Here is an 18,893-nt window from a genome sequence, read left to right as displayed (position 1 = left end):
CCACACACGGTGGACGCCGCATTCTAGGGCCTCGGTTGCAACGCGCCGAGAGCTGCGCCATCAGTGTCTTCCGACGCCCGGTCAGGCTAGCTCCGGTGGTCTCGGGTCGTCGACGAACGCACGATGAACCCTGGCCCCACACCCAGCCCGATGGAAGGCGCCGGCATGGAACTGACCAGCAGGTCGCTGGTGTACGTACTCACTGCGACCGCTGCCGTGGCGCTGATCGCCACGCTCTGGCTGTGGCCCCGGCTGGCCCGCCAGCGGCCGCTGCCGATGCTCGGCCGGCTCTGCCTGCTGACGGTCACTCAGGTCTCCGTGCTGGCTGTGATGGCGCTCATGGTCAACAACTCGTACAGCTTCTACACGTCCTGGAACGACCTGCTGCACCCCGGCGGGGCCGCGCTCGCGCTGACCAGCTCCGAGCACGCCAAGGGGGCGGTGCCGGACAACGAGAAGCTGGTCGAGCCGACCACCGACGGCGGGCTCGAGACGGTCAAGGACGTGCTGCCGGCCGGCAAGCCGGAGGAGGTCGGCCGGATCGACTCGGTGAAGGTCACCGGCCCGGAGTCCGGCATGTCGGACCAGGTCTTCGTCTACCTGCCGCCGGAGTACTTCATCCCGAAGTACGCGCGCGAACGGTTCCCGGTGATGCTCGCGATCGGCGGCTACCCGGGGCCCTCCCTCCACCTGGTGGAGGGGCTGAGACTGCCGCAGACCGCCTCCGAGCTGGAGCGCGGCGGGCGGATCTCGCCGACGGTGATCGTGATGGCGCGGCCGACCGTCGCGCCGCCGCGCGACACGGAGTGCGTGGACGTGGCGGGCGGCGGGCCGCGTTCGGAGACCTGGTTCACCAAGGACCTGCCGACCGCGATGCGCTCGGCGTACCGGGTGAGCCACTCCGCCGCGTCCTGGGGCATCCTCGGCTACTCCACCGGCGGCAGCTGCGCGCTGCGGCTGGCGATGCGCAACCCGGACGTCTTCCCCAACGCGGCCGGCCTGGCCGCCGACTACGTGGTGCCGAACGACCGGTGGACCGACGGCGACCTGTTCGGCGGCGACGCCCAGGCCGCCAGCCGGACGGACCTGGGCTGGCGGCTGAAGAACATGCCGGCGCCGGCGGCCAACCTGCTGGTGGTCAGTACCAGGACCGAGGACAACTACCCGGCGACCGAGGCGTTCCTGGCGGCGGCCAAGGCGGCCGAGGCCGACCACCCGGAGTTCCACGTGGACTCGCTGTTCCTGCCGGACGGCGGCCACAGCTTCGAGACCTGGCAGCGGGAGCTCCCCGCGGCCCTGGAGTGGATGAGCGACCACCTCGTCCCGCCGCAGGACCGCGAGCCGCGCTCGTAGGGCGGGGGCCCGGCGGCCCTCCGTCCGGCGCCCCCGGGGCCCGGCTACCTCGCGACGATCAGGCTCATCGCCTCGGCGCGGGTGGCCGGGTCGCGCAGCTGGCCCCGGACGGCCGAGGTGATGGTCTTGGCGCCGGGCTTGCGGATGCCGCGCATCGACATGCACATGTGCTCGCACTCGACGACGACGATGGCGCCGCGCGGCTCCAGGATGCGCATCAGCGCGTCGGCGACCTGGCTGGTCAGCCGCTCCTGGACCTGGGGGCGGCGGGCGTAGACATCGACCAGCCGGGCCAGCTTCGACAGCCCGGTGATCTTGCCGCTCGTGGACGGGATGTAGCCGACGTGGGCGACCCCGCGGAACGGCACCAGGTGGTGCTCGCAGGTCGAGAAGACCTCGATGTCCTTGACCAGCACCATCTCGTCGTGGCCCAGGTCGAAGGTGGTGGTGAGGACGTCCTCCGGCTCCTGCCACAGGCCCGCGAATATCTCCTGGTAGGCCCGGGCCACCCTGGCCGGGGTCTCCAACAGGCCCTCGCGGTCCGGGTCCTCGCCCACCGCGAGCAGCAGCTCACGAACGGCGTTCTCGGCCCGCTTCTGGTCGAACCGCCCGATGACGGGCTCACCCTCAAGAGTCACCGGGTCGATCATGCGGGCCTCGCTTGGCTTCGGAGTGACAGGGACGGGCGGCGTCGCACCGGACAGCGCGAATGCCGCGCCTCCAGGGTACAAACCCTGGCGGCGCGGCATTCATTCCGCCTCGGTGATCAGCCCTCGGAGGGGCGCTCACCGGCCGGCGGCAGCTTCACGACGTCGACCGGGGCCGCGTCCACGGAGGCGGCGACGCCGTTGGTCAGCGCCAGCTCCTTCGGGGACTGCACCGGGGGACGGGTGGAGGGTGCGGCGGGAGGAGCCCGTCCACGCCGGACGGGCCGGACGCTTGACGATCGTCGAGAAGACCTCGGCGATCTGCTCCTTGTTCAGCGTCTCCTTCTCCAGCAGCTCCAGCACGAGGTTGTCGAGCACGTCGCGGTTCTCGACCAGGATCTCCCAGGCCTCGTTGTGCGCGTTCTCGATGAGCTTCTTGACCTCCTCGTCGACCAGCCCGGCGACCTCCTCCGAGTAGTCGCGCTGGTGGCCCATCTCGCGACCGAGGAACGGCTCCGATTCGCTGGAGCCGAACTTGATCGCGCCGAGGCGCTCGCTCATGCCGTACTGGGTGACCATCGCGCGGGCCGTTGCGGTGGCCTTCTCGATGTCGTTGGACGCGCCGGTGGTCGGGTCGTGGAAGACCAGTTCCTCCGCGGCACGGCCGCCCAGCATGTACGCCAGCTGGTCGAGCATCTCGTTGCGGGTGGTCGAGTACTTGTCCTCGTCCGGGAGCACCATGGTGTAGCCCAGGGCCCGGCCGCGGGACAGGATGGTGATCTTGTGCACCGGGTCCGCGTTGGGGAGGCCGCCGCGACCAGGGCGTGGCCGCCCTCGTGGTACGCGGTGATCTTCTTCTCCTTCTCGGACATGATCCGGGTCCGCTTCTGCGGGCCGGCCACGACGCGGTCGATCGCCTCGTCCAGGACGAAGTTGTCGATCAGCTTCTTGTCCGAGCGGGCGGTCAGCAGCGCGGCCTCGTTGAGGACGTTCGACAGGTCCGCGCCGGTGAAGCCGGGGGTGCGCTTGGCGACGGCCGAGAGGTCGACGTCGGGCGCGATCGGCTTGCCCTTCTGGTGCACCTTGAGGATGTCCAGACGGCCCTGGAGGTCGGGGCGCTCGACCGCGATCTGCCGGTCGAAGCGGCCCGGCGCAGCAGCGCCGGGTCCAGGATGTCGGGGCGGTTGGTGGCGGCGATCAGGATGACGCCGCCCTTCACGTCGAAGCCGTCCATCTCGACGAGCAGCTGGTTCAGCGTCTGCTCGCGCTCGTCGTGGCCACCGCCGAGGCCCGCACCGCGGTGCCGGCCGACGGCGTCGATCTCGTCGACGAAGATGATCGCCGGAGCGTTCGCCTTCGCCTGCTCGAAGAGGTCGCGGACGCGGGAGGCGCCCACACCGACGAACATCTCGACGAAGTCGGAACCGGAGATCGAGTAGAACGGCACGCCCGCCTCGCCGGCCACGGCGCGGGCCAGCAGGGTCTTGCCGGTGCCGGGAGGGCCGTAGAGCAGGACGCCCTTGGGGATCTTGGCGCCGACCGCCTGGAACTTCGACGGCTCCTCCAGGAACTCCTTGATCTCCTGGAGCTCCTCGACCGCCTCGTCCGCGCCTGCGACGTCGGAGAAGGTGGTCTTCGGGGTGTCCTTGGTCAGCAGCTTGGCCTTGGACTTGCCGAACTGCATGACCCGCGAGCCGCCGCCCTGCATCTGGTTCATCAGGAACAGGAAGACCAGGACGATGATCACGATCGGCAGCATCGACAGCAGGAGGCTGACGAAGGTCGACTGCTTCTCGGGGCTGACGGTGTAGTTGTCGGGCAGGTTCCCGTTGGCGAAGGAAGTCTGCAGCTTGTCCGCAATGGTCGCGGCCTGGGTGTCCGAGACGTAGGACGCCTCGAACTTGGAGCCCTTGGGCGCCTTGCCGGAGCTGTTGGCCGGCAGCGTCTGCCCGTCCTTCAGCTGAATCTTGACGAGGTTGGAATCACCTGTGGTGATCTGCGCCGACTGAACCTCGTTCTTGTCGATCGCGGCAATGACCTGGCCCGTGTCAGCCGTCTTGTACCCGCTCGAGTCGGAGACGACCTGCATCAGCACAACGACGGCGAGGACGGCCAGCACGATCCACATGATCGGCGCACGGAAGTATCGCTTGACGTCCATCCATGCGGGGCGTTGCCGCCCCGTCCCTCCTGCCACTCAACGGCGCTGCACGGCCTGAGGGCCGCCGGCGCATCCGGTATGTGCTCATGAGAAGAGCGGTTCATTGGACCGTACCGCAGTGCCGCCCGCCGGAGCGGGGGCACGACGGCACGACGTATTTTCCTACCTCGGCACAACGGGCGGGAACGGCCTGCTGTTCCCATCCGTCGCCCGAACGGTCCTCAGCCTCCGTAGACGTGCGGCGCCAGGGTGCCGATGAACGGCAGGTTGCGCAGCTTCTCGGCGTAGTCGAGGCCGTAGCCGACGACGAACTCGTTGGGGATGTCGAAGCCGACGTACTTGACGTCGATCTCGACCTTGGCGGCGTCCGGCTTGCGCAGCAGGGTGCACACCTCCAGCGACGCCGGGCCCCGCGAACCGAGGTTGCCCAGCAGCCAGGACAGCGTCAGACCGGAGTCGATGATGTCCTCGACGATCAGCACGTCACGGCCGGCGATGTCGGTGTCCAGGTCCTTGAGGATCCGGACCACGCCGGAGGACTTGGTGCCCATCCCGTACGAGGAGACGGCCATCCAGTCCATGGTCACCTGCGAGTGCAGCGTCCGGGCGAGGTCGGCCATCACCATGACGGCGCCCTTGAGGACGCCGACGAGCAGCAGGTCCCGGCCGGCGTAGTCCCGGTCGATCCGCTCGGCCAGCTCGGCCAGCTTGGCGTCGATCTCGTCCTTGCTGATGAGCACCTTCGCCAGGTCGGCACCCATGTCGTTCTGATCCACCGGGGATACGTCCTCAAACGTTCGGGGTCTGTGTCGGCGGCGGCCCCGCGACGCGTTGCCGCTAGTCGCTCTGTCGCCGAAAGACCAGCGTGCCACACCTGCGGGTGGCTTCGACCCCCGGGTAGGTGCAGCGGTCCCTGACCGCGCCATCCGGTGACGAGCAGGTCGACGCTCTCCAGGTGCCGGGCGAAGAGGTCCCCGGCCGGGCATCCGGCCCGCAGCGCGGCCCGGCGCAGCACCCGGCGGCGGACGGCGGGGGGCAGTTCGGCGAGCTTGGGGACGTCCAGGGTGCCTTCGGCCGTCCGGAGGTCGCGCTCGGCGAGGGCGGCCCACTGGTCCAGCGCGTCGGCGTCGTCGCGGAACAGCCGGGCGGTACGGGCCAGGGCCTCGACCACGCCGCCGCCGAGGTGCTTCTCCAGCACCGGCAGCACCTCGTGGCGGACCCGGGAGCGGGTGTACGCGGGATCGGTGTTGTGCGGGTCGTCCCAGACCGGGATGGACTGGGCGGAGCAGGCCTGGCGGGTGGCGGCACGGTCCAGCTCCAGCAGCGGGCGGCGGTAGCGGCCCTTCTGGGCGGGCATGCCGGCCAGCGAGCGGGCGCCGGAACCGCGGGCGAGGCCGAGCAGGACGGTCTCGGCCTGGTCGTCGCGGGTGTGGCCGAGCAGGACGGCGAGCGCGCCGTGCCGCTCGGCGGCGGCGTCGAGGGCGGCGTAGCGGGCGTCCCGGGCGGCGTTCTCCGGACCTCCGGCCCGGCCGACCTGGACGGGCACGGCCTCGACCGGGTCGAGGCCGAGTTCGCGGAGCCGGACGGCGACCAGTTCGGCGCGCTCGGCGGAGCCGGCCTGCAGGCCGTGGTCGACGGTGACGGCGCCGACCCGCAGGCCGAGCTTGGGCGCCTCGAAGGCGGTCGCGGTGGCCAGCGCCATCGAGTCCGCGCCGCCGCTGACGGCGACCAGGACGAGCGGGGCGCCGGGCGCCGCGGGGGTGCGCGGCAGCCCGGAGGGATGGCGGCGGGCGTTGCCGATCAGGGTGGTGGCGGCGGAACCGGCCGGCACCAGGGCCGGTGCGGCGGCGGGACGGCTCTGCGGCGCGCGGACGGGCGCGCCGACGGGGACGCCGGCCTCGGCCGCCAGGTCGGCGAGAGTGCGGCGGACGGCGAGGCGTATCGCCGCGACGGCAGGGTGAGGGCCCACGGGGTGCACTCCTTGACGGAGGGGAGGGACGGGCGGCCGGGGCGGGGGCGGCTGGGCGGGGACCCTGCGCGCACTCGGTCACCGGGCGCTCACAGATGGTCGCAGAAAGCGGGTGCCCCGCAGGCCCTGCGCGGCTGCGCCGCCTCCACCGTCCCACGTACGGGTGAATGGAGAAACGTTCATTCGGCCGCCGCCCGGCCAACCGGCCCAGCCGGAACCCTCTCGGGACGGGCGATTCAGCGGGCCACTCGGGCGACCCACGCCGCCGGGTCGTGGACCTCCTCCTTGGTGGGCAGGGTGTTCGGCGATGTCCAGACCCGGTTGAAGCCGGCCATCCCGACCCGGTCCACCACCCCGCGGACGAACACCGCGCCGTCCTGGTACTGCCGCAGCTTGGCGTCCATCCCCAGCAGCCGGCGGAGCACCAGGTCGAGCCGGCCGGCCCCCGGTCGCGGCGGCGCTGGAACTTCTCCCGGATCTCGGCGACGCTCGGCACCACGGCCGGACCGACCCCGTCCATCACCACGTCGGCGTGCCCCTCCAGCAGCGACATCACCGCGGTCAGCCGGCCGAGCACCTCGCGCTGCGCGGGCGACTGGACGGCCTCCAGCAGCGTGCTGGGCCCGGAACCGTCGCCGCGGCCGCCCAGCCCCGGCAGGCCGTCCGCCAGGACCTCCCGGGCCCGCTCCAGCAACGCGCCCGGGTCGATGTCGGTCTGCGCGAGGAAGGCCTGCACCTCGGACTGGATGTGGTCGCGCAGCCAGGGCACCGCGCTGAACTGGGTGCGGTGGGTCTCCTCGTGCAGGCAGACCCAGAGCCGGAAGTCGTGCGGGTCCACGTCCAGCTCGCGCTCGACCTGGACGATGTTCGGCGCCACCAGCAGCAGCCGGCCGGGGCCGGGCGGCTCCGGGCCGCGGCGCGGCTTGTCGAACAGCCCGGCCGGGCTGTCCGGGGCGGGCGGCAGCTCCGCCGGCGCGAAGGTCTCGTACTGCCCGAGCACCTTCGTCGACAGGAACGCCAGCAGCGCCCCGACCTCGATGCCGGTCGCCTTCTCGCCGAGCGTGCCGAAGAGCGCCGCGCCGGGGGTCTCCGCCCGGCGCGCCTGCAGGCGGTCCACCAGCGGCTGGACGATGGTGCGGAATCCCGCCACGTTGGCCCGCACCCAGCCCGGCCGGTCGACCACCAGCACCGGGGTCGCCTCGGCGTCCGCGAGGCGGGTCGGGCGCAGCTCGGTGTAGCCGCGGACGTGCTCCTCGGCCTCGAGCGCGTGCCGCCGCAGCTCGGCGACGACCGTCGCCGCCTCCGCCCGGGTCACCTCCGGACCGGGCCTGGCCAGCCGGGTCGCGGTGCTGACCGCGAGATTCCAGTCGACCATGCCTGTTCCGCCGCTCGCGCTCGTCATGAGCTCACCGTACGTGCTGGCGGGCGGCGGGGGAGAGAACCGGCCGCAGGTCCGGACGGCGGCCCCGGCGGCCCCGGGACGGGTCAGCGGCAGCCGCAGGAGGCGAGCCTGGCGACGATCCGGTCGACCGCGTCGCGGGCGGACCCCGGGTACGCCCCGGTGCGGGTCATCAGGGCGAACGTGAGCACCCGGCCGTCGGCGTCGACCACGGTGCCGGCCAGCGTGTTGACCCCGGACAGGGTGCCGGTCTTCGCCCGGACCAGGCCGGCCGCCTGCCCGGCGCCGGACCGCTCGCCGAACCGGTTGACCAGGGTGCCGGTGAAGCCGGCCACCGGCAGACCGGTCAGCACCGGGCGCAGCTCGGGGTGGGCCGGCGAGGCGGCCCGGGCGAGGAGCTCGGTCAGGGCGAGGGCCGGGATCCGGTCGGTCTTGCTGAGGCCGCTGCCGTCGGCGAGCACCATGCCGGCCGTCGGCACGCCGAGCCCGGCCAGGGTGGCCAGCGTCGCGGCGGCGGCGCCCTCGAAGCTCGCGGGCCGGTGCGCGGCGATCGCGGCCTGCCGGGCGACGGCCTCGGCGAGGGTGTTGTCGGAGGTGGTGAGCATCCGCTCGATCAGCCGCGGCACGGTCGGCGAGAACACCCGGCCGAGCACGGCGGCCCCGGCGGGTGCGGTGACCTGGGCGGGCGTGCCGTCGACGGTGATGCCGGCCGCCCTGAGCCGGTCCGCGAGCGCGTTCGCGGCCTGGCCGGCCGGGTCGTAGACGCGGGCCGGCGCCTCGTCCGGGGAGAGCGGGGCGACCCGTCCCTCGTCCACCATGAGCGGGGTGACGGCGGCGATGTTCATCGCGTCGTGCTCCGGGTGGAGCAGCGGGCCGCTGTACATCGAGGTGTCGTAGTCGAGGTGGACGGCGGTGGTGCCGGCGGCCTTGAGGGCGGCGGCCGTCCGTGCGGCGAGGTCGGCGAGGGAGGCGGGGGCGGTGTCGTCGTCCACCGGTGCTCCGCCGATCCGGATCTGGTCCGCCGGGAGCACGGTGAGGGTCGGGTCGCCGCCGCCGACCATCACGACGGTGCCCGGCCGGTCGCCGCGCACCACGGTGGTGGCGAGCCGGGTGGCGGGCGGGACGAGCGCCAGGGCGGCCACCGCGGTGGCGAGCTTGGTGGTCGAGGCGGGGGTGACCGGCTCGGTCTCGCCCGCGCCGTACAGCAGGGTGCCGGTGACGGCGTCGGCGACGGCCATGTTCAGGCTGCCCAGCGACGGGTCGCGGACGCTGTCACCGAGTGCCTGCCGCAGGGCCTCGGCGCCGGGGACGGGGCTGCCGGCCGCGTCCGCGGTGGCGGCGAGCACCGGGCCGGCGTCCAGGGCGGCGCGGCGGGCGCCGCCCGCATCCGGCACGTCGTCCCTGGCCTGTCGCACGTCCGGGTGGGCCGGGCCCTGCGAGCGGGCTCCCGGGAGCTGCGCCGCACCGGCCGGCAGGGCCGTCGTGCCCGCGACGGCGAGCGCCGCCCCCACCGCTGCCGCGAGGAGCGCCCTGCCGACGCGTCCCACCCCTGTGTCCACCGACCGGCCCCTTTCCCGAGCACACCCCGCCGTGCGAGACACTTGGATTCTGTCAGGCCGCCCGGTGACCGGGAGCGGGGCGCCCGCGAAGTCCGGTCGCCGGGCGGCCCACACCCATACCTTGGAGGAACCGTTGGAGTTCGACGTCCTGATCGAGATTCCGAAGGGCTCGCGGAACAAGTACGAGGTCGACCATGAGACCGGCCGGCTTCGCCTGGACCGGATGCTCTTCACCTCGACCCGCTACCCGGCCGACTACGGCTACGTCGAGGGCACGCTCGGCGAGGACGGCGACCCGCTGGACGCGCTGGTCATCCTGGACGAGCCGACCTTCCCGGGCTGCCTGATCAAGTGCCGGGCGATCGGCATGTTCCACATGACCGACGAGGCCGGCGGCGACGACAAGCTGCTCTGCGTCCCGGCGACGGACCCGCGCTGGGAGCACCTGCGCGACATCCACCACGTGTCGGAGTTCGACCGCCTGGAGATCCAGCACTTCTTCGAGGTCTACAAGGACCTGGAGCCCGGCAAGTCCGTCGAGGGCGCCAACTGGGTGGGTCGCGTCGAGGCCGAGGCCGAGATCGTCGCCTCGATCAAGCGCCTGGCGGAGAACGGCGGCCACTGAGCCGTTCCGCTCCGGGGGCAGGCTCCCCGGGACGACGGGGCCGGGGTGAGCGGTGTGCTCGCCCCGGCCCCGTGCGTTGCGGCGGTCAGTCGGCGTCCTCCAGCCGGAATCCGACCTTGAGCCCGACCTGGTAGTGCTCGATGCGGCCGTCGGCGAGATGGCCGCGCACCTGGGTCACCTCGAACCAGTCCAGGTTGCGCAGCGTCCTGGACGCCCGGTCGATGCCGTTGCGGATCGCCGCATCGATGCTCTCGGAGGAGGAGCCGACGATCTCGGTGACGCGATAGGTGTGGTCGGTCATGACGCTCTCCCAAGCGGTGGTGTGACGGCCCCTCGTCCACCGTGCCGCAGGATGCGGCGGCCCGCTCGGTGAGCCGCCGCCCGGGTGGACCGGGCGGCGGCGGGTGCTCAGAACGCGGCGCGGACCTCGCCGACGACCTCGCCGCCGCCGTGCAGCGGCTCGGCGGCGATCCGGTCCAGCACCTCGTGCTCGACGCCCAGGCGGCGCAGCGCGGCGGCCAGCACCGGGCCGCGGGCCCGCTCCGAGCCGTCCTCGATCTTGAACGCGAGGGCCCGGCCGTCGGCCAGCGCGACGACCTGGACAGCCTCGGCGCCCATCTTCGAGAGCGCGCCGGGCACGGCCCGCATCAGGTGGGTGTCGGCGCGGCGGGTGCCGGCGACGTACTCCGGGTGGGCGCGCATGGCGTCGGCGACCCGGCGCTGCGGGGTGCCGGGCTCGGCGAGCACCAGGGCGCGGAAGCCGCGGGCCAGGCCGGTGAGCGAGACGGCCAGCAGCGGGGCGCCGCAGCCGTCGGTGCCGACGTGCGCCGCCTGCTCGCCGGTGGCCTCCTCCAGCGCCTCCCGAGCCAGCTTCTGAATCGGGTGGCCGGGGTCGAGGTAGCCGGCGGTGTCCCAGCCGTTGGCGGCGCAGGCGGCGAGCCATCCGGCGTGCTTGCCGGAGCAGTCCATCAGGATCGGTGCGGCGGAGCCGCCGGAGCGCAGCAGGGCCTCGGCCTCGACCCGGTCGAGCGGCAGGTCGGCGGGCGTGCGCAGGTCGGCCTCGGTGAGCCCGGCCTCGGCCAGGATCGCCCGGACGGCGGTGCGGTGGAACTCCTCGGCGGAGTGGCTGGAGGCGGCGAGGGCGAGCCGTTCGCCGTCGAGCGGGAGGCCGGCGCGGAGGGTGGCGACGGCCTGGAAGGGCTTGGCCGTGGAGCGCGGGAAGACCGGCTCCTCGGGCGCGCCGAGCGCGAACTGCACCGAGCCGTCGGCGGCGAGCAGCACGAGGGAGCCGCGGTGGCGGCCCTCGGTGAAGCCGGAGCGTATGACGTCGGCGAGGGCGGGCAGGGCGGACTGCGGCATGGGGTTGTTCTCCTGACGGCGGGGTGCACTGGGTGAGGGTGGCCCGGTCGCCGCCCACCCCGGACCCGTCCGGGCCCTACCCCCGTGAGCAGGTCGTCGACCCGTGCTTCCCCTTCACGGTACCTGCGGGTGATCTCGGCGCTGCAGTCGTCCGCCGTCCGTTGGAGGAGCTGCCGGCGGCCGGAGATCTCGCGTTCGTGCCGGACGAGCCGCTCGATCGCGTCGAGCAGGTCGGCGGTGGGGTGGGCGCCGAGGTCGGCGAGCTGGACGTCGCCCATGAGCACGTCGGCCTCGCGGCGGTACTCCTCGCCGCGCGGCGGCCCGAGGGTGAGGTGCCGGGCGGGGCGGCGGACGGAGGAGGGCAGGTCGGCCAGGATGGCCGGGAGGCGCTCCAGCAGGTCGGTGCGGGCGGCCGCCGGGCCGGCGCCGTGCGGGATCTCGCGCCGGTCGAGTTCGGCCCGCAGGATGTCGAGCCGGCCCTGGAGCAGACGGCGCAGGTACGAGAGGTCGGCCTCCTGTTCCTGCGCGTTCCGCCAGAGTGTGCGGAGCTGGTTGAGGCCCAGCCCGCCGATGTCGCTCGCGTCCATCCACCACCTGCCGTCGTCCTGCGTCCGGTGCCGGTCGGCCCGTACGTGAGCACGCCCGGCCGCCGCCGGCGGTTCCCGTCGGGCGGCGGCGCCACCCCTCCGGGGAGGCCGCCCGCATCGTGCCACGCCGGGGCGCCGGGTGGGCCGACCGACAGCGTGCCACCCCGGCGGGGCGGCGCGCACCGACCGGCACCCGAACGGACCCCTGGCGAAGCGCCATGGCTGGTACGACAATTGCAGCCGGTCGGCTGACCTGCGCCGACCGGAGCGCACGCGCACGCCACCCGGCGCGCGCGGGCACCGTACGCGCCTCCGGCACAATGGCGGCATGCGAGCAGTGGTGCAGCGGGTCGCCGGGGCGGCCGTACACGTGGACGGCGAGTGCGTGGGCGCGATCGACGGTCCGGGGCTGTGCGTCCTGGTCGGCGTGACCCACGAGGACACCCCGGCGAAGGCCGCGCAGCTGGCCCGCAAGCTCTGGACGCTGCGGCTGTTCGAGGGAACGCCCGAGCTGTCCTGCTCCGAGCTGGCCGCACCGCTCCTGGTGATCAGTCAGTTCACGCTCTACGGGGACGCCCGCAAGGGGCGCCGGCCGACCTGGAACTCCGCCGCGCCCGGCCCGGTCGCCGAGCCGCTGGTGGACGCGGTGGTGGCCGAGCTGCGGGCGCTGGGCGCCAAGGTGGAGACCGGGCGGTTCGGTGCGGACATGAAGGTGTCGCTGGTCAACGACGGCCCGTTCACCGTGCTGCTGGAGGTCTGAGCCGCTACTGCGGCACGATCACGTCCTGGGTGCCGGGCACCGTGCCAGCCAGCAGGACGGCGTCCGTCGGGGTGTTCCGCTTCACCAGGGCCAGCGCGATCGGCCCGAGTTCGTGGTGGCGGGCCGAGGAGGTCACGAAGCCCACCGGGCGGTCCTGCCCCGCGACGCGGACCTCGGTGCCGTGCGGCGGCAGGGACTCCTCGGTGCCGTCCAGGTGCAGGAAGACCAGCCGGCGCGGCGGCCGGCCGAGGTTGTGCACCCGGGCGACGGTCTCCTGGCCGCGGTAGCAGCCCTTCTGCAGGTGGACGGCGGTGGCGAGCCAGTCCACCTCGTGCGGGATGGTGCGGTGGTCGGTCTCGAAGCCGAGCCGCGGCCGGTGGCCCTCGATCCGCAGCGCCTCGTACGCCCACACCCCGGCGGCCGGGCCGTAACCGGCCGTCAGCTTCTCCAGGTCGCCGCGCGGCACGAACAGGTCGCGCCCGTGGGCGAGTTCGCGGACGGCGGCGGCGCCGCCGGCATCGGCGGTGGAGCCCGCGGGCAGGTGCACCACCGCGTACTCGGCGGTCGCGTCGGTGATCTCCACCCGGTAGAAGAAGACCATGCTCCGCAGGTACGCCAGCAGCGCCTCCCGGGTGCCGGGCTCGACGTGGATCCACGTGGTGGCGCCGTCGTCGACCAGGTAGAGGGCGTGCTCGACGTGGCCGTTCGGGGAGAGGATCAGCGCGTCGGCGGCCTGCTGCGGCGGCAGCGCGCTGACGTGCTGGGTGAGCAGCAGGTGCAGCCAGGTCAGCCGGTCGCCACCGGAGACGGTGACGACACCGCGGTGCGAGAGGTCCACGAAGCCGTGGCCGGCGGCGAGGTCGCGCTGTTCGCGGAAGATGTTGCCGTAGTGGGCGGCGACGCCCTCGTCCGCGCCCTCGGCGGGGACGGCGCCGGGCAGGGCGAGCAGCGGGCTCTTGGTACCGGTCATACCGGCCAGCTTACGGCTGCGCGGCGCGGAGCTTTTCGGTGCAGTCGGCGCAGCGGCCGAAGATCGCGAAGTGCTTGAGGTCGGTGTCGAAGCCGTGCTCGGTCCGCAGGCTCTCGATCAGCGGCGCGGCGATCGCGGTGTCGGTCTCGGTCACCCGGTCGCAGTCCCGGCAGACCAGGTGCAGGTGGGTGTGGCGGCCCGCGAGGTGGTACGTGGGGGCGCCGTGGCCGAGGTGGGCGTGGGAGACCAGGCCGAGCTCCTCCAGCAGCTCCAGCGTCCGGTAGACGGTGGAGATGTTGACCCCGCTGGCGGTCTTGCGGACGTGGCCGAGGATCTCGTCCGGGGTGGCGTGGTCGAGGACGTCGACGGCCTCCAGGACGAGCTGGCGCTGCGGCGTCAGCCGGTAGCCGCGCGAGCGCAGGTCGCTCTTCCAGTCGCTGGGGGTCTCGGTGTTCGCCACGGTGTGTCCCTGCCCGGTTCGAGGTCGGTGGAACAAGTGTAGGGACCGGCCGTCCGGCCGGTCCCCACCCTGCGCGAGCCGGCCGCGGACGGCCGCGGGCTCAGCGGAAGAAGGCGATGCCGTCGTCCGGCAGGTCGTTGATGTCCTGGATCAGCTTCGCGGGGCTGAGCACCTTCTTGAGCTGCGCGGACATGTACGGGCGGAGCGGCACCTCGGGGGCGGCCTTCTCGCCGACCCAGAGCAGCTCCTCCTTGACCAGGCCGTACAGGCGCTTGCCGCCGGTGTAGGCGGGCGCGCCCTCGATCCGGGCGACCGCGTCGGTGGCGAGGTCGATCTGCGGCTTGCCGTCGTGCAGCTTGCCGTACCAGATCTCCACGGTACCGTCGTCGCGGACGGAGGAGACCTCGATCTCGCGCTCGCCGCCGGTGCCGTGCTGGTTGCTGGTGATCCGCCAGAAGGCGTGCTCGTTCTCCAGCGGGCGGACCTTCTCGCCCTGCTCGTCCAGCACCCAACTGCGGGAGCGGAACTCTAGGAACGGGCGGCCGTCGTGCCGGAACACGACCTCCTGGCCGAAGTTGCACTTGTCGGTGCCGGGGAAGTCGTAGACGCCTGCGCCCTCCCACGTGCCGAGGAGGAAGGCCAGCGGGACGACGTCACGGTGGAGGTCGGAGGGAATCTCGATCATTTTCCTGGCTGCTGTCGTCGGTGTCGGAGTGCTTCAACCGTACGGCAGTGGGGTCAGCGCTGGCCCTGGTAGAGCTTCATCACGGAGAAGATGGCGAACCAGGTGATCAGGACGGCCATCAGCACGAGCACGGCGTCGAAGAAGTAGACCATGGCAAGGCGCTCCATTGAGGGCAGGGATACGACCCGCCGAGTCTATCGGCCGCCCCCCAGGCCGGTCGCGGTGAGCCCCGCCACGTCGTGGATAGGGTTGTGCCATGTCGAAGAAGCTGGTCATCAAGGTCACCGCCGGGGCGGACGCACCTGAGCGGTGCTCGCAGGCCTTCACGGTGGCGGCGGTCGCGGTCGCGAGCGGGGTCGAGGTGTCGCTCTGGCTGACCGGCGAGTCGTCGTGGTTCGCCCTGCCGGGGCGGGCGGCGGAGTTCGAGCTGCCGCACGCGGCGCCGCTGCCCGACCTGCTGGAGTCCGTCCTGGCGACCGGCACGGTCACGCTGTGCACCCAGTGCGCGGCCCGGCGCGGGATCGGCGAGAAGGACACCGTCGAGGGTGTCCGGATCGCGGGCGCCCAGGTCTTCGTCAGCGAGATCATGGCCGACGGGGTGCAGGCGCTGGTCTACTGACGCGGTTCGTGGTCCGGGTGGTCCCGGTCGTGGCCGGGCCGGTTCCACCCCGGGTCGTCCCAGCGCGGGTCGTTCCACCAGTCGTCGTCCGGGTCCCGCTTGTTGGCGAACACCGCGGCCAGCGGCGGGATGACCATGGCGACCACGCAGAGCGCGATGGCCGCGGGGACGGACCAGAAGCGCACGACGCCCCAGGCCAGGACGAACATGCCGAGACAGATGCCCATCATGACGAAGTAGCGCCGGTGCCGCTGCCGGGTCTGCACCCTTCCAGGGTACGGCCGGGGCCCCCTGCCTGAGCAGGGGGCCCCGGGGGTCGCAGCCTCGTCAGACCGCGATCGCGACCTCGGTGAACTCGCCCTGGGAGGCGACCACCTGGCGGTCGATCGTGGCACCCGGGACGAGCGCGCGCAGGGTCCACGTGCCCGGGCGGGCAAAGAAGCGGAACTGCCCGGTCGCCGAGGTGGGGACCTCGGCGGTGAACTCGCCGTTCTCGTCGAGGAGCCGCACGTAGCCGTTGACCGGCTCGTTGTCGCGGGTCACCGAACCCTGAATGATCGTCTCGCTCGCCACGTCAACTCCTGCCAGGTCCGGGCCGCCGGCCTTCGCACCGCACATGTCTTGTCTTCCCTTCTACGGTTCGAGCCGGAGGCTCAGTTGCCGAGCTCGATCGGCACGCCGACGAGGCTGCCGTACTCGGTCCAGGAGCCGTCGTAGTTCTTCACGTTCGACTGCTCGAGCAGCTCGTGGAGAACGAACCAGGTGAGCGCGGAGCGCTCGCCGATGCGGCAGTACGCGATGGTGTCCTTCGCCAGGTCGACGCCCTCGGCCTGGTAGAGCGCGCGCAGCTCGTCGTCGCTCTTGAAGGTGCCGTCGTCGTTGGCGTTCTTGGCCCACGGGATGTTCTTCGCGGACGGGACGTGGCCCGGGCGCTGCGACTGCTCCTGCGGGAGGTGGGCCGGGGCGAGCAGCTTGCCGGAGAACTCGTCGGGCGAACGCACGTCGACCAGGTTCAGGCTGCCGATCGCGGCGAGCACGTCGTCGCGGAAGGCGCGGATCGAGCTGTCCGCGGCCTGGGCGGTGTAGGTCGTGGCGGCGCGCTCCGGCACCGCGGCGACCAGCTCGCGGGAGTCGAGCTCCCACTTCTTGCGGCCGCCGTCGAGCAGGCGGACGTCGCCGTGGCCGTACAGCTTGAAGTACCAGTAGGCGTACGAGGCGAACCAGTTGTTGTTGCCGCCGTAGAGCACCACGGTGTCGTCGTTGGCGATGCCCTTGGCACCGAGCAGCGCCTCGAAGCCGGCCTGGTCGATGAAGTCGCGGCGCACCGGGTCCTGGAGGTCCTGCTTCCAGTCGATCCGGACGGCGTTGCGGATGTGGTTCTTCTCGTAGGCGGAGGTGTCCTCGTCGACCTCGACGATGACGACCTTCGGGTCGTCCAGGCGGGCCTGGACCCAGTCGGCGTCGACCAGGACGTCGCTGCGGCTCATGGTGGTGTCTCCATCCGGGGGCGGTTTGCGGAAGGCTGCTGAGAGGTGCCCGGCCGGGGCTCCGTCCGATCGGATGTCCACATGGTGGACACCTCGGATCGGTGCGGATCACCGCCCGGTCGGGCTTTTCGGGTCGGGATGCCGGCGGGCCGTCGGCTCGGCGGACGGGCCGGGACGGGCCGGAACGGGCCGGCGTGCGGGGTCGGGCGGGCCGGAAGGCCGATCAGTGCTGCCCGGTCAACGCATTCGACACAGGCAGGTGGACACGCGGCACAGGTCTACCGCCCGCCGCTTCGTGAGATCCGCCTGTCGCTTCATGCCGACGATGCTAGGGACACCGCACGCCCGCTGTCATCAGCGTGTCAAATAATGAGACTCGAATGGCCGAATGCTGAGATTTGCCGATTTCCCGGCAGGCATACGGGCCTGCGCCGGTCGGCGGGGGCGCCGGAGCCGCCACGGGGAACGGGCCCCACCAGCCCTTCCTGGACAGGCCGTCTCGCGGATCAAGACACGGGCCGGGGCAACGGGCGGAAACGACAGGGCCCCGGCCGGAGGTGTCCGGCCGGGGCCCGTGGCACCGGGCGCTCAGCCCGTCAGCGACACGTGCTCGCCCTTGAACGCGAGCCGCAGGCCTTCCGGCTCCGGGGCGGCGCCGACCAGGCTGAGCCCGGCGGGCAACTGGGTCAGGGTGAAGCTGCGCGGGCCGAGCAGCGCCGACAGCCGGCCGTTCAGCAGGCCCGCGGCCCCGGAGAGCTTGAAGCCGTCCGCGGTGATGGTGTTGCCCGAGCTGTGCACGTCGCCCTGTCCGATCGGCACCCCCAGCACCGACGCCTTCACCTTGCCCGGCCCGCCGTACGACAGCTCCAGGCGCTCGGCGCCCGGCACCAGCCGGGCCGCGTCGGCGTAGCTGATCAGCCCGCTGCCGCTGCCGCTGCGCACCGTGGCGCTGTGGTAGTCGCCGGCCACGGCGACCCCGGACAGCGTGGCGCTGAAGGAGCTCAGCGCCACCTGCTGCCGGCCGTCGCCGACCGTCATGCCGTCGCCGGAGAGCCGGACGTCGTCGAACTCGCCGCTCACCACCTGGGTGAGGAACGGGAAGCCCTCGATGGCCACGTGCGGGCGCTGGGACATGTGGCCACCGGCCGCCAGCCGCTCGGCCGCCTGGTCCTCGGCCACGCCGAGGGCCAGCCGGTCGGCGCCGACCAGCAGCCCGGCCAGGACCGCCAGGCCGATCGTGAGCTTCAGCCAGCCGCGCATGCCACTCCCCGAGGGTGATCGATGTCCGTCGGAGCTACGACGATCGGCCGTGCGCGGTGGTTCCGGCACCGGGGCGCCGCACCACCGGGGACCCGCCGCCCGGTCAGCCGCCGGCGAAGGGGGCAGCACCTCGACGGAGCCGCCCTCGGTCAGCGCGACCTGCGCACGGTCCCGCCCGCCGACCGGGTCCCCGTCCACCAGGAACGAGCAGTGCCCGAGCACCTTGAGCAGGCGCGGCCGGTCGGCGTGGCGCTCGTGCACGGCCGCCAGCGCCTCGGCGAGCGTGGCGGCCAGGTACGGCTCCTCCGCGATCCCCGCCTCCGCCTTGGCGGCGGCCCAGTAGCGGATCGTGCCGCTGACCCGTGCGGCGGCCGGGGCCACTCCGGCGGGTGAAACAGCGGTGGCATCGGTGCCCATGGCAGGCTCTCCTCGTCGTCCTCGCCCGGTGCAGCGGCCCGGCTCCGTCCGCCGGCCCGCCCACTCCGAGGTGTACACGTACGGTGCGGCCGGTGCTGCCTCCCATGATGACCCCGGCCCGGCCCGGCGGGCCAGCACCCCCGGTGGCACCGGCCGCCCGCGGCCGTCCCGGGCATGACACTCCGGGACGCACCGGGTGCACTCTGTGGCCCATCCCTCGCCGCATTGGCCTCCCGGAGCGGGGCGTGGTCGGCTATTCTCGACGCGTAAGGGATCCGGGCAGAGTCGCCCCCGGGTCCTTTTGTGCTTTCAGGACGCCAGTACGGACGTTCTTGCGAACGGCGCCCCACCCGCGCCGGACTCGGGAACCCCCGTGACAGCGGCACAAGGACGTGCGCGCGGTCGGACGGGGCGTCAGGACCGGCGCCGGGCCCCCGCCCGGCGCGGGAGCAGACCGGAAGGTTCGCGGATGAGCAGGGCAGGAACGGGACGCCAGGGGTTGCGGGACTCCTGTCGCACGCCCCCTCCCGTCGTGCGCGCCGGCCAATCCTCCGGAGCTCCCCCGGCACCCCCTGT

At 72.9% G+C, this 18,893-nt stretch carries 17 protein-coding genes and 4 pseudogenes; 4 read left to right on the top strand and 17 right to left on the bottom strand.

Annotation, left to right across the window (positions count from 1 at the left end; translation table 11 throughout):
- The first annotated feature begins 165 nt into the window (after positions 1–165).
- A complete protein-coding gene (locus tag ABEB13_RS22965) occupies positions 166–1,353 on the top strand; it encodes an alpha/beta hydrolase (RefSeq protein WP_345707008.1) in 1,188 nt (395 codons plus the stop codon).
- A 44-nt stretch (positions 1,354–1,397) separates the two neighbouring features.
- On the opposite strand, the gene folE is transcribed toward ABEB13_RS22965, so the two are convergent.
- From folE to dacB, 6 genes and pseudogenes are all read right to left on the bottom strand, one after another.
- Positions 1,398–2,003 (bottom strand): GTP cyclohydrolase I FolE, encoded by a 606-nt coding sequence (folE, locus tag ABEB13_RS22960; RefSeq protein ID WP_100888990.1) that lies wholly within the window; start codon positions 2,001–2,003, stop codon positions 1,398–1,400.
- A 116-nt stretch (positions 2,004–2,119) separates the two neighbouring features.
- Positions 2,120–4,161, bottom strand: a pseudogene (gene ftsH / locus ABEB13_RS22955) (ATP-dependent zinc metalloprotease FtsH).
- A gap of 221 nt (positions 4,162–4,382) precedes the next feature.
- A complete protein-coding gene (gene hpt, locus ABEB13_RS22950; RefSeq protein ID WP_345709783.1) occupies positions 4,383–4,901 on the bottom strand; it encodes a hypoxanthine phosphoribosyltransferase in 519 nt (172 codons plus the stop codon).
- A gap of 97 nt (positions 4,902–4,998) precedes the next feature.
- Positions 4,999–6,130: pseudogene (tilS, locus tag ABEB13_RS22945) on the bottom strand (tRNA lysidine(34) synthetase TilS).
- Positions 6,131–6,366: 236 nt separating this feature from the next.
- Positions 6,367–7,532, bottom strand: a pseudogene (locus tag ABEB13_RS22940) (zinc-dependent metalloprotease).
- Between the two features lie 83 nt (positions 7,533–7,615).
- Positions 7,616–9,076 carry a D-alanyl-D-alanine carboxypeptidase/D-alanyl-D-alanine endopeptidase gene (dacB, locus tag ABEB13_RS22935; RefSeq protein WP_345707007.1) on the bottom strand — a complete coding sequence of 487 codons (1,461 nt, stop codon included), beginning with the start codon at positions 9,074–9,076 and terminating at the stop codon, positions 7,616–7,618.
- A 145-nt stretch (positions 9,077–9,221) separates the two neighbouring features.
- On the opposite strand from dacB, the gene ABEB13_RS22930 reads away from it, so the two are divergent.
- Positions 9,222–9,713: an inorganic diphosphatase gene (locus ABEB13_RS22930; protein WP_100892690.1), complete on the top strand. Its 492-nt coding sequence runs from the start codon at positions 9,222–9,224 to the stop codon at positions 9,711–9,713.
- An 85-nt stretch (positions 9,714–9,798) separates the two neighbouring features.
- Here ABEB13_RS22930 and ABEB13_RS22925 read toward each other — a convergent pair whose 3' ends face one another.
- The 3 genes and pseudogenes from ABEB13_RS22925 to ABEB13_RS40710 form a co-directional block, all read right to left on the bottom strand.
- Complete coding sequence (locus tag ABEB13_RS22925; RefSeq protein WP_345707006.1) at positions 9,799–10,014, bottom strand: dodecin; 216 nt, start codon at positions 10,012–10,014, stop codon at positions 9,799–9,801.
- A gap of 107 nt (positions 10,015–10,121) precedes the next feature.
- On the bottom strand, positions 10,122–11,072 hold the full coding sequence (locus tag ABEB13_RS22920) for an asparaginase (RefSeq protein WP_345707005.1): 951 nt from the start codon (positions 11,070–11,072) through the stop codon (positions 10,122–10,124).
- Positions 11,073–11,503: 431 nt separating this feature from the next.
- Positions 11,504–11,659: pseudogene (locus ABEB13_RS40710) on the bottom strand (RsiG family protein); the annotation flags it as partial.
- A gap of 328 nt (positions 11,660–11,987) precedes the next feature.
- On the opposite strand from ABEB13_RS40710, the gene dtd reads away from it, so the two are divergent.
- On the top strand, positions 11,988–12,419 hold the full coding sequence (dtd, locus tag ABEB13_RS22910; RefSeq protein WP_345707004.1) for a D-aminoacyl-tRNA deacylase: 432 nt from the start codon (positions 11,988–11,990) through the stop codon (positions 12,417–12,419).
- A 4-nt stretch (positions 12,420–12,423) separates the two neighbouring features.
- On the opposite strand, the gene ygfZ is transcribed toward dtd, so the two are convergent.
- From ygfZ to ABEB13_RS22895, 3 genes are all read right to left on the bottom strand, one after another.
- Positions 12,424–13,389 (bottom strand): CAF17-like 4Fe-4S cluster assembly/insertion protein YgfZ, encoded by a 966-nt coding sequence (gene ygfZ / locus ABEB13_RS22905; protein ID WP_345707003.1) that lies wholly within the window; start codon positions 13,387–13,389, stop codon positions 12,424–12,426.
- Between the two features lie 10 nt (positions 13,390–13,399).
- On the bottom strand, positions 13,400–13,849 hold the full coding sequence (locus tag ABEB13_RS22900) for a Fur family transcriptional regulator (RefSeq protein ID WP_345707002.1): 450 nt from the start codon (positions 13,847–13,849) through the stop codon (positions 13,400–13,402).
- A gap of 100 nt (positions 13,850–13,949) precedes the next feature.
- Entirely contained in the window at positions 13,950–14,534 is a 585-nt protein-coding gene (locus tag ABEB13_RS22895; RefSeq protein ID WP_345707001.1) for a heme-binding beta-barrel domain-containing protein, read from the bottom strand.
- Positions 14,535–14,790: 256 nt separating this feature from the next.
- Between ABEB13_RS22895 and ABEB13_RS22890 the strand changes: the two genes are divergently transcribed.
- Positions 14,791–15,153 (top strand): DsrE family protein, encoded by a 363-nt coding sequence (locus tag ABEB13_RS22890; RefSeq protein WP_345707000.1) that lies wholly within the window; start codon positions 14,791–14,793, stop codon positions 15,151–15,153.
- Here ABEB13_RS22890 and ABEB13_RS22885 read toward each other — a convergent pair.
- The 5 genes from ABEB13_RS22885 to ABEB13_RS40700 form a co-directional block, all read right to left on the bottom strand.
- On the bottom strand, positions 15,147–15,383 hold the full coding sequence (locus ABEB13_RS22885) for a hypothetical protein (RefSeq protein ID WP_380230236.1): 237 nt from the start codon (positions 15,381–15,383) through the stop codon (positions 15,147–15,149). The genes ABEB13_RS22890 and ABEB13_RS22885 overlap by 7 nt on opposite strands.
- 97 nt (positions 15,384–15,480) lie before the next feature.
- Complete coding sequence (locus ABEB13_RS22880) at positions 15,481–15,771, bottom strand: DUF1416 domain-containing protein (protein WP_100889005.1); 291 nt, start codon at positions 15,769–15,771, stop codon at positions 15,481–15,483.
- Between the two features lie 35 nt (positions 15,772–15,806).
- Entirely contained in the window at positions 15,807–16,640 is an 834-nt protein-coding gene (locus ABEB13_RS22875) for a sulfurtransferase (RefSeq protein ID WP_345706998.1), read from the bottom strand.
- 237 nt (positions 16,641–16,877) lie between these two features.
- Positions 16,878–16,958, bottom strand: coding sequence for a putative leader peptide (locus tag ABEB13_RS40705; RefSeq protein ID WP_350637490.1), 81 nt, complete (start codon positions 16,956–16,958; stop codon positions 16,878–16,880).
- Between the two features lie 270 nt (positions 16,959–17,228).
- Positions 17,229–18,317, bottom strand: a complete 1,089-nt coding sequence (locus ABEB13_RS40700; RefSeq protein ID WP_425559905.1) for an LmeA family phospholipid-binding protein — start codon at positions 18,315–18,317, stop codon at positions 17,229–17,231.
- Positions 18,318–18,893 lie beyond the last annotated feature (576 nt).

The organism is Kitasatospora paranensis (assembly GCF_039544005.1).
GTDB classification, from domain to species: Bacteria; Actinomycetota; Actinomycetes; order Streptomycetales; family Streptomycetaceae; genus Kitasatospora; species Kitasatospora paranensis.
Note: the sequence above shows the minus strand (reverse complement) of the source record. Positions and strands in the feature narration are given on the sequence as shown.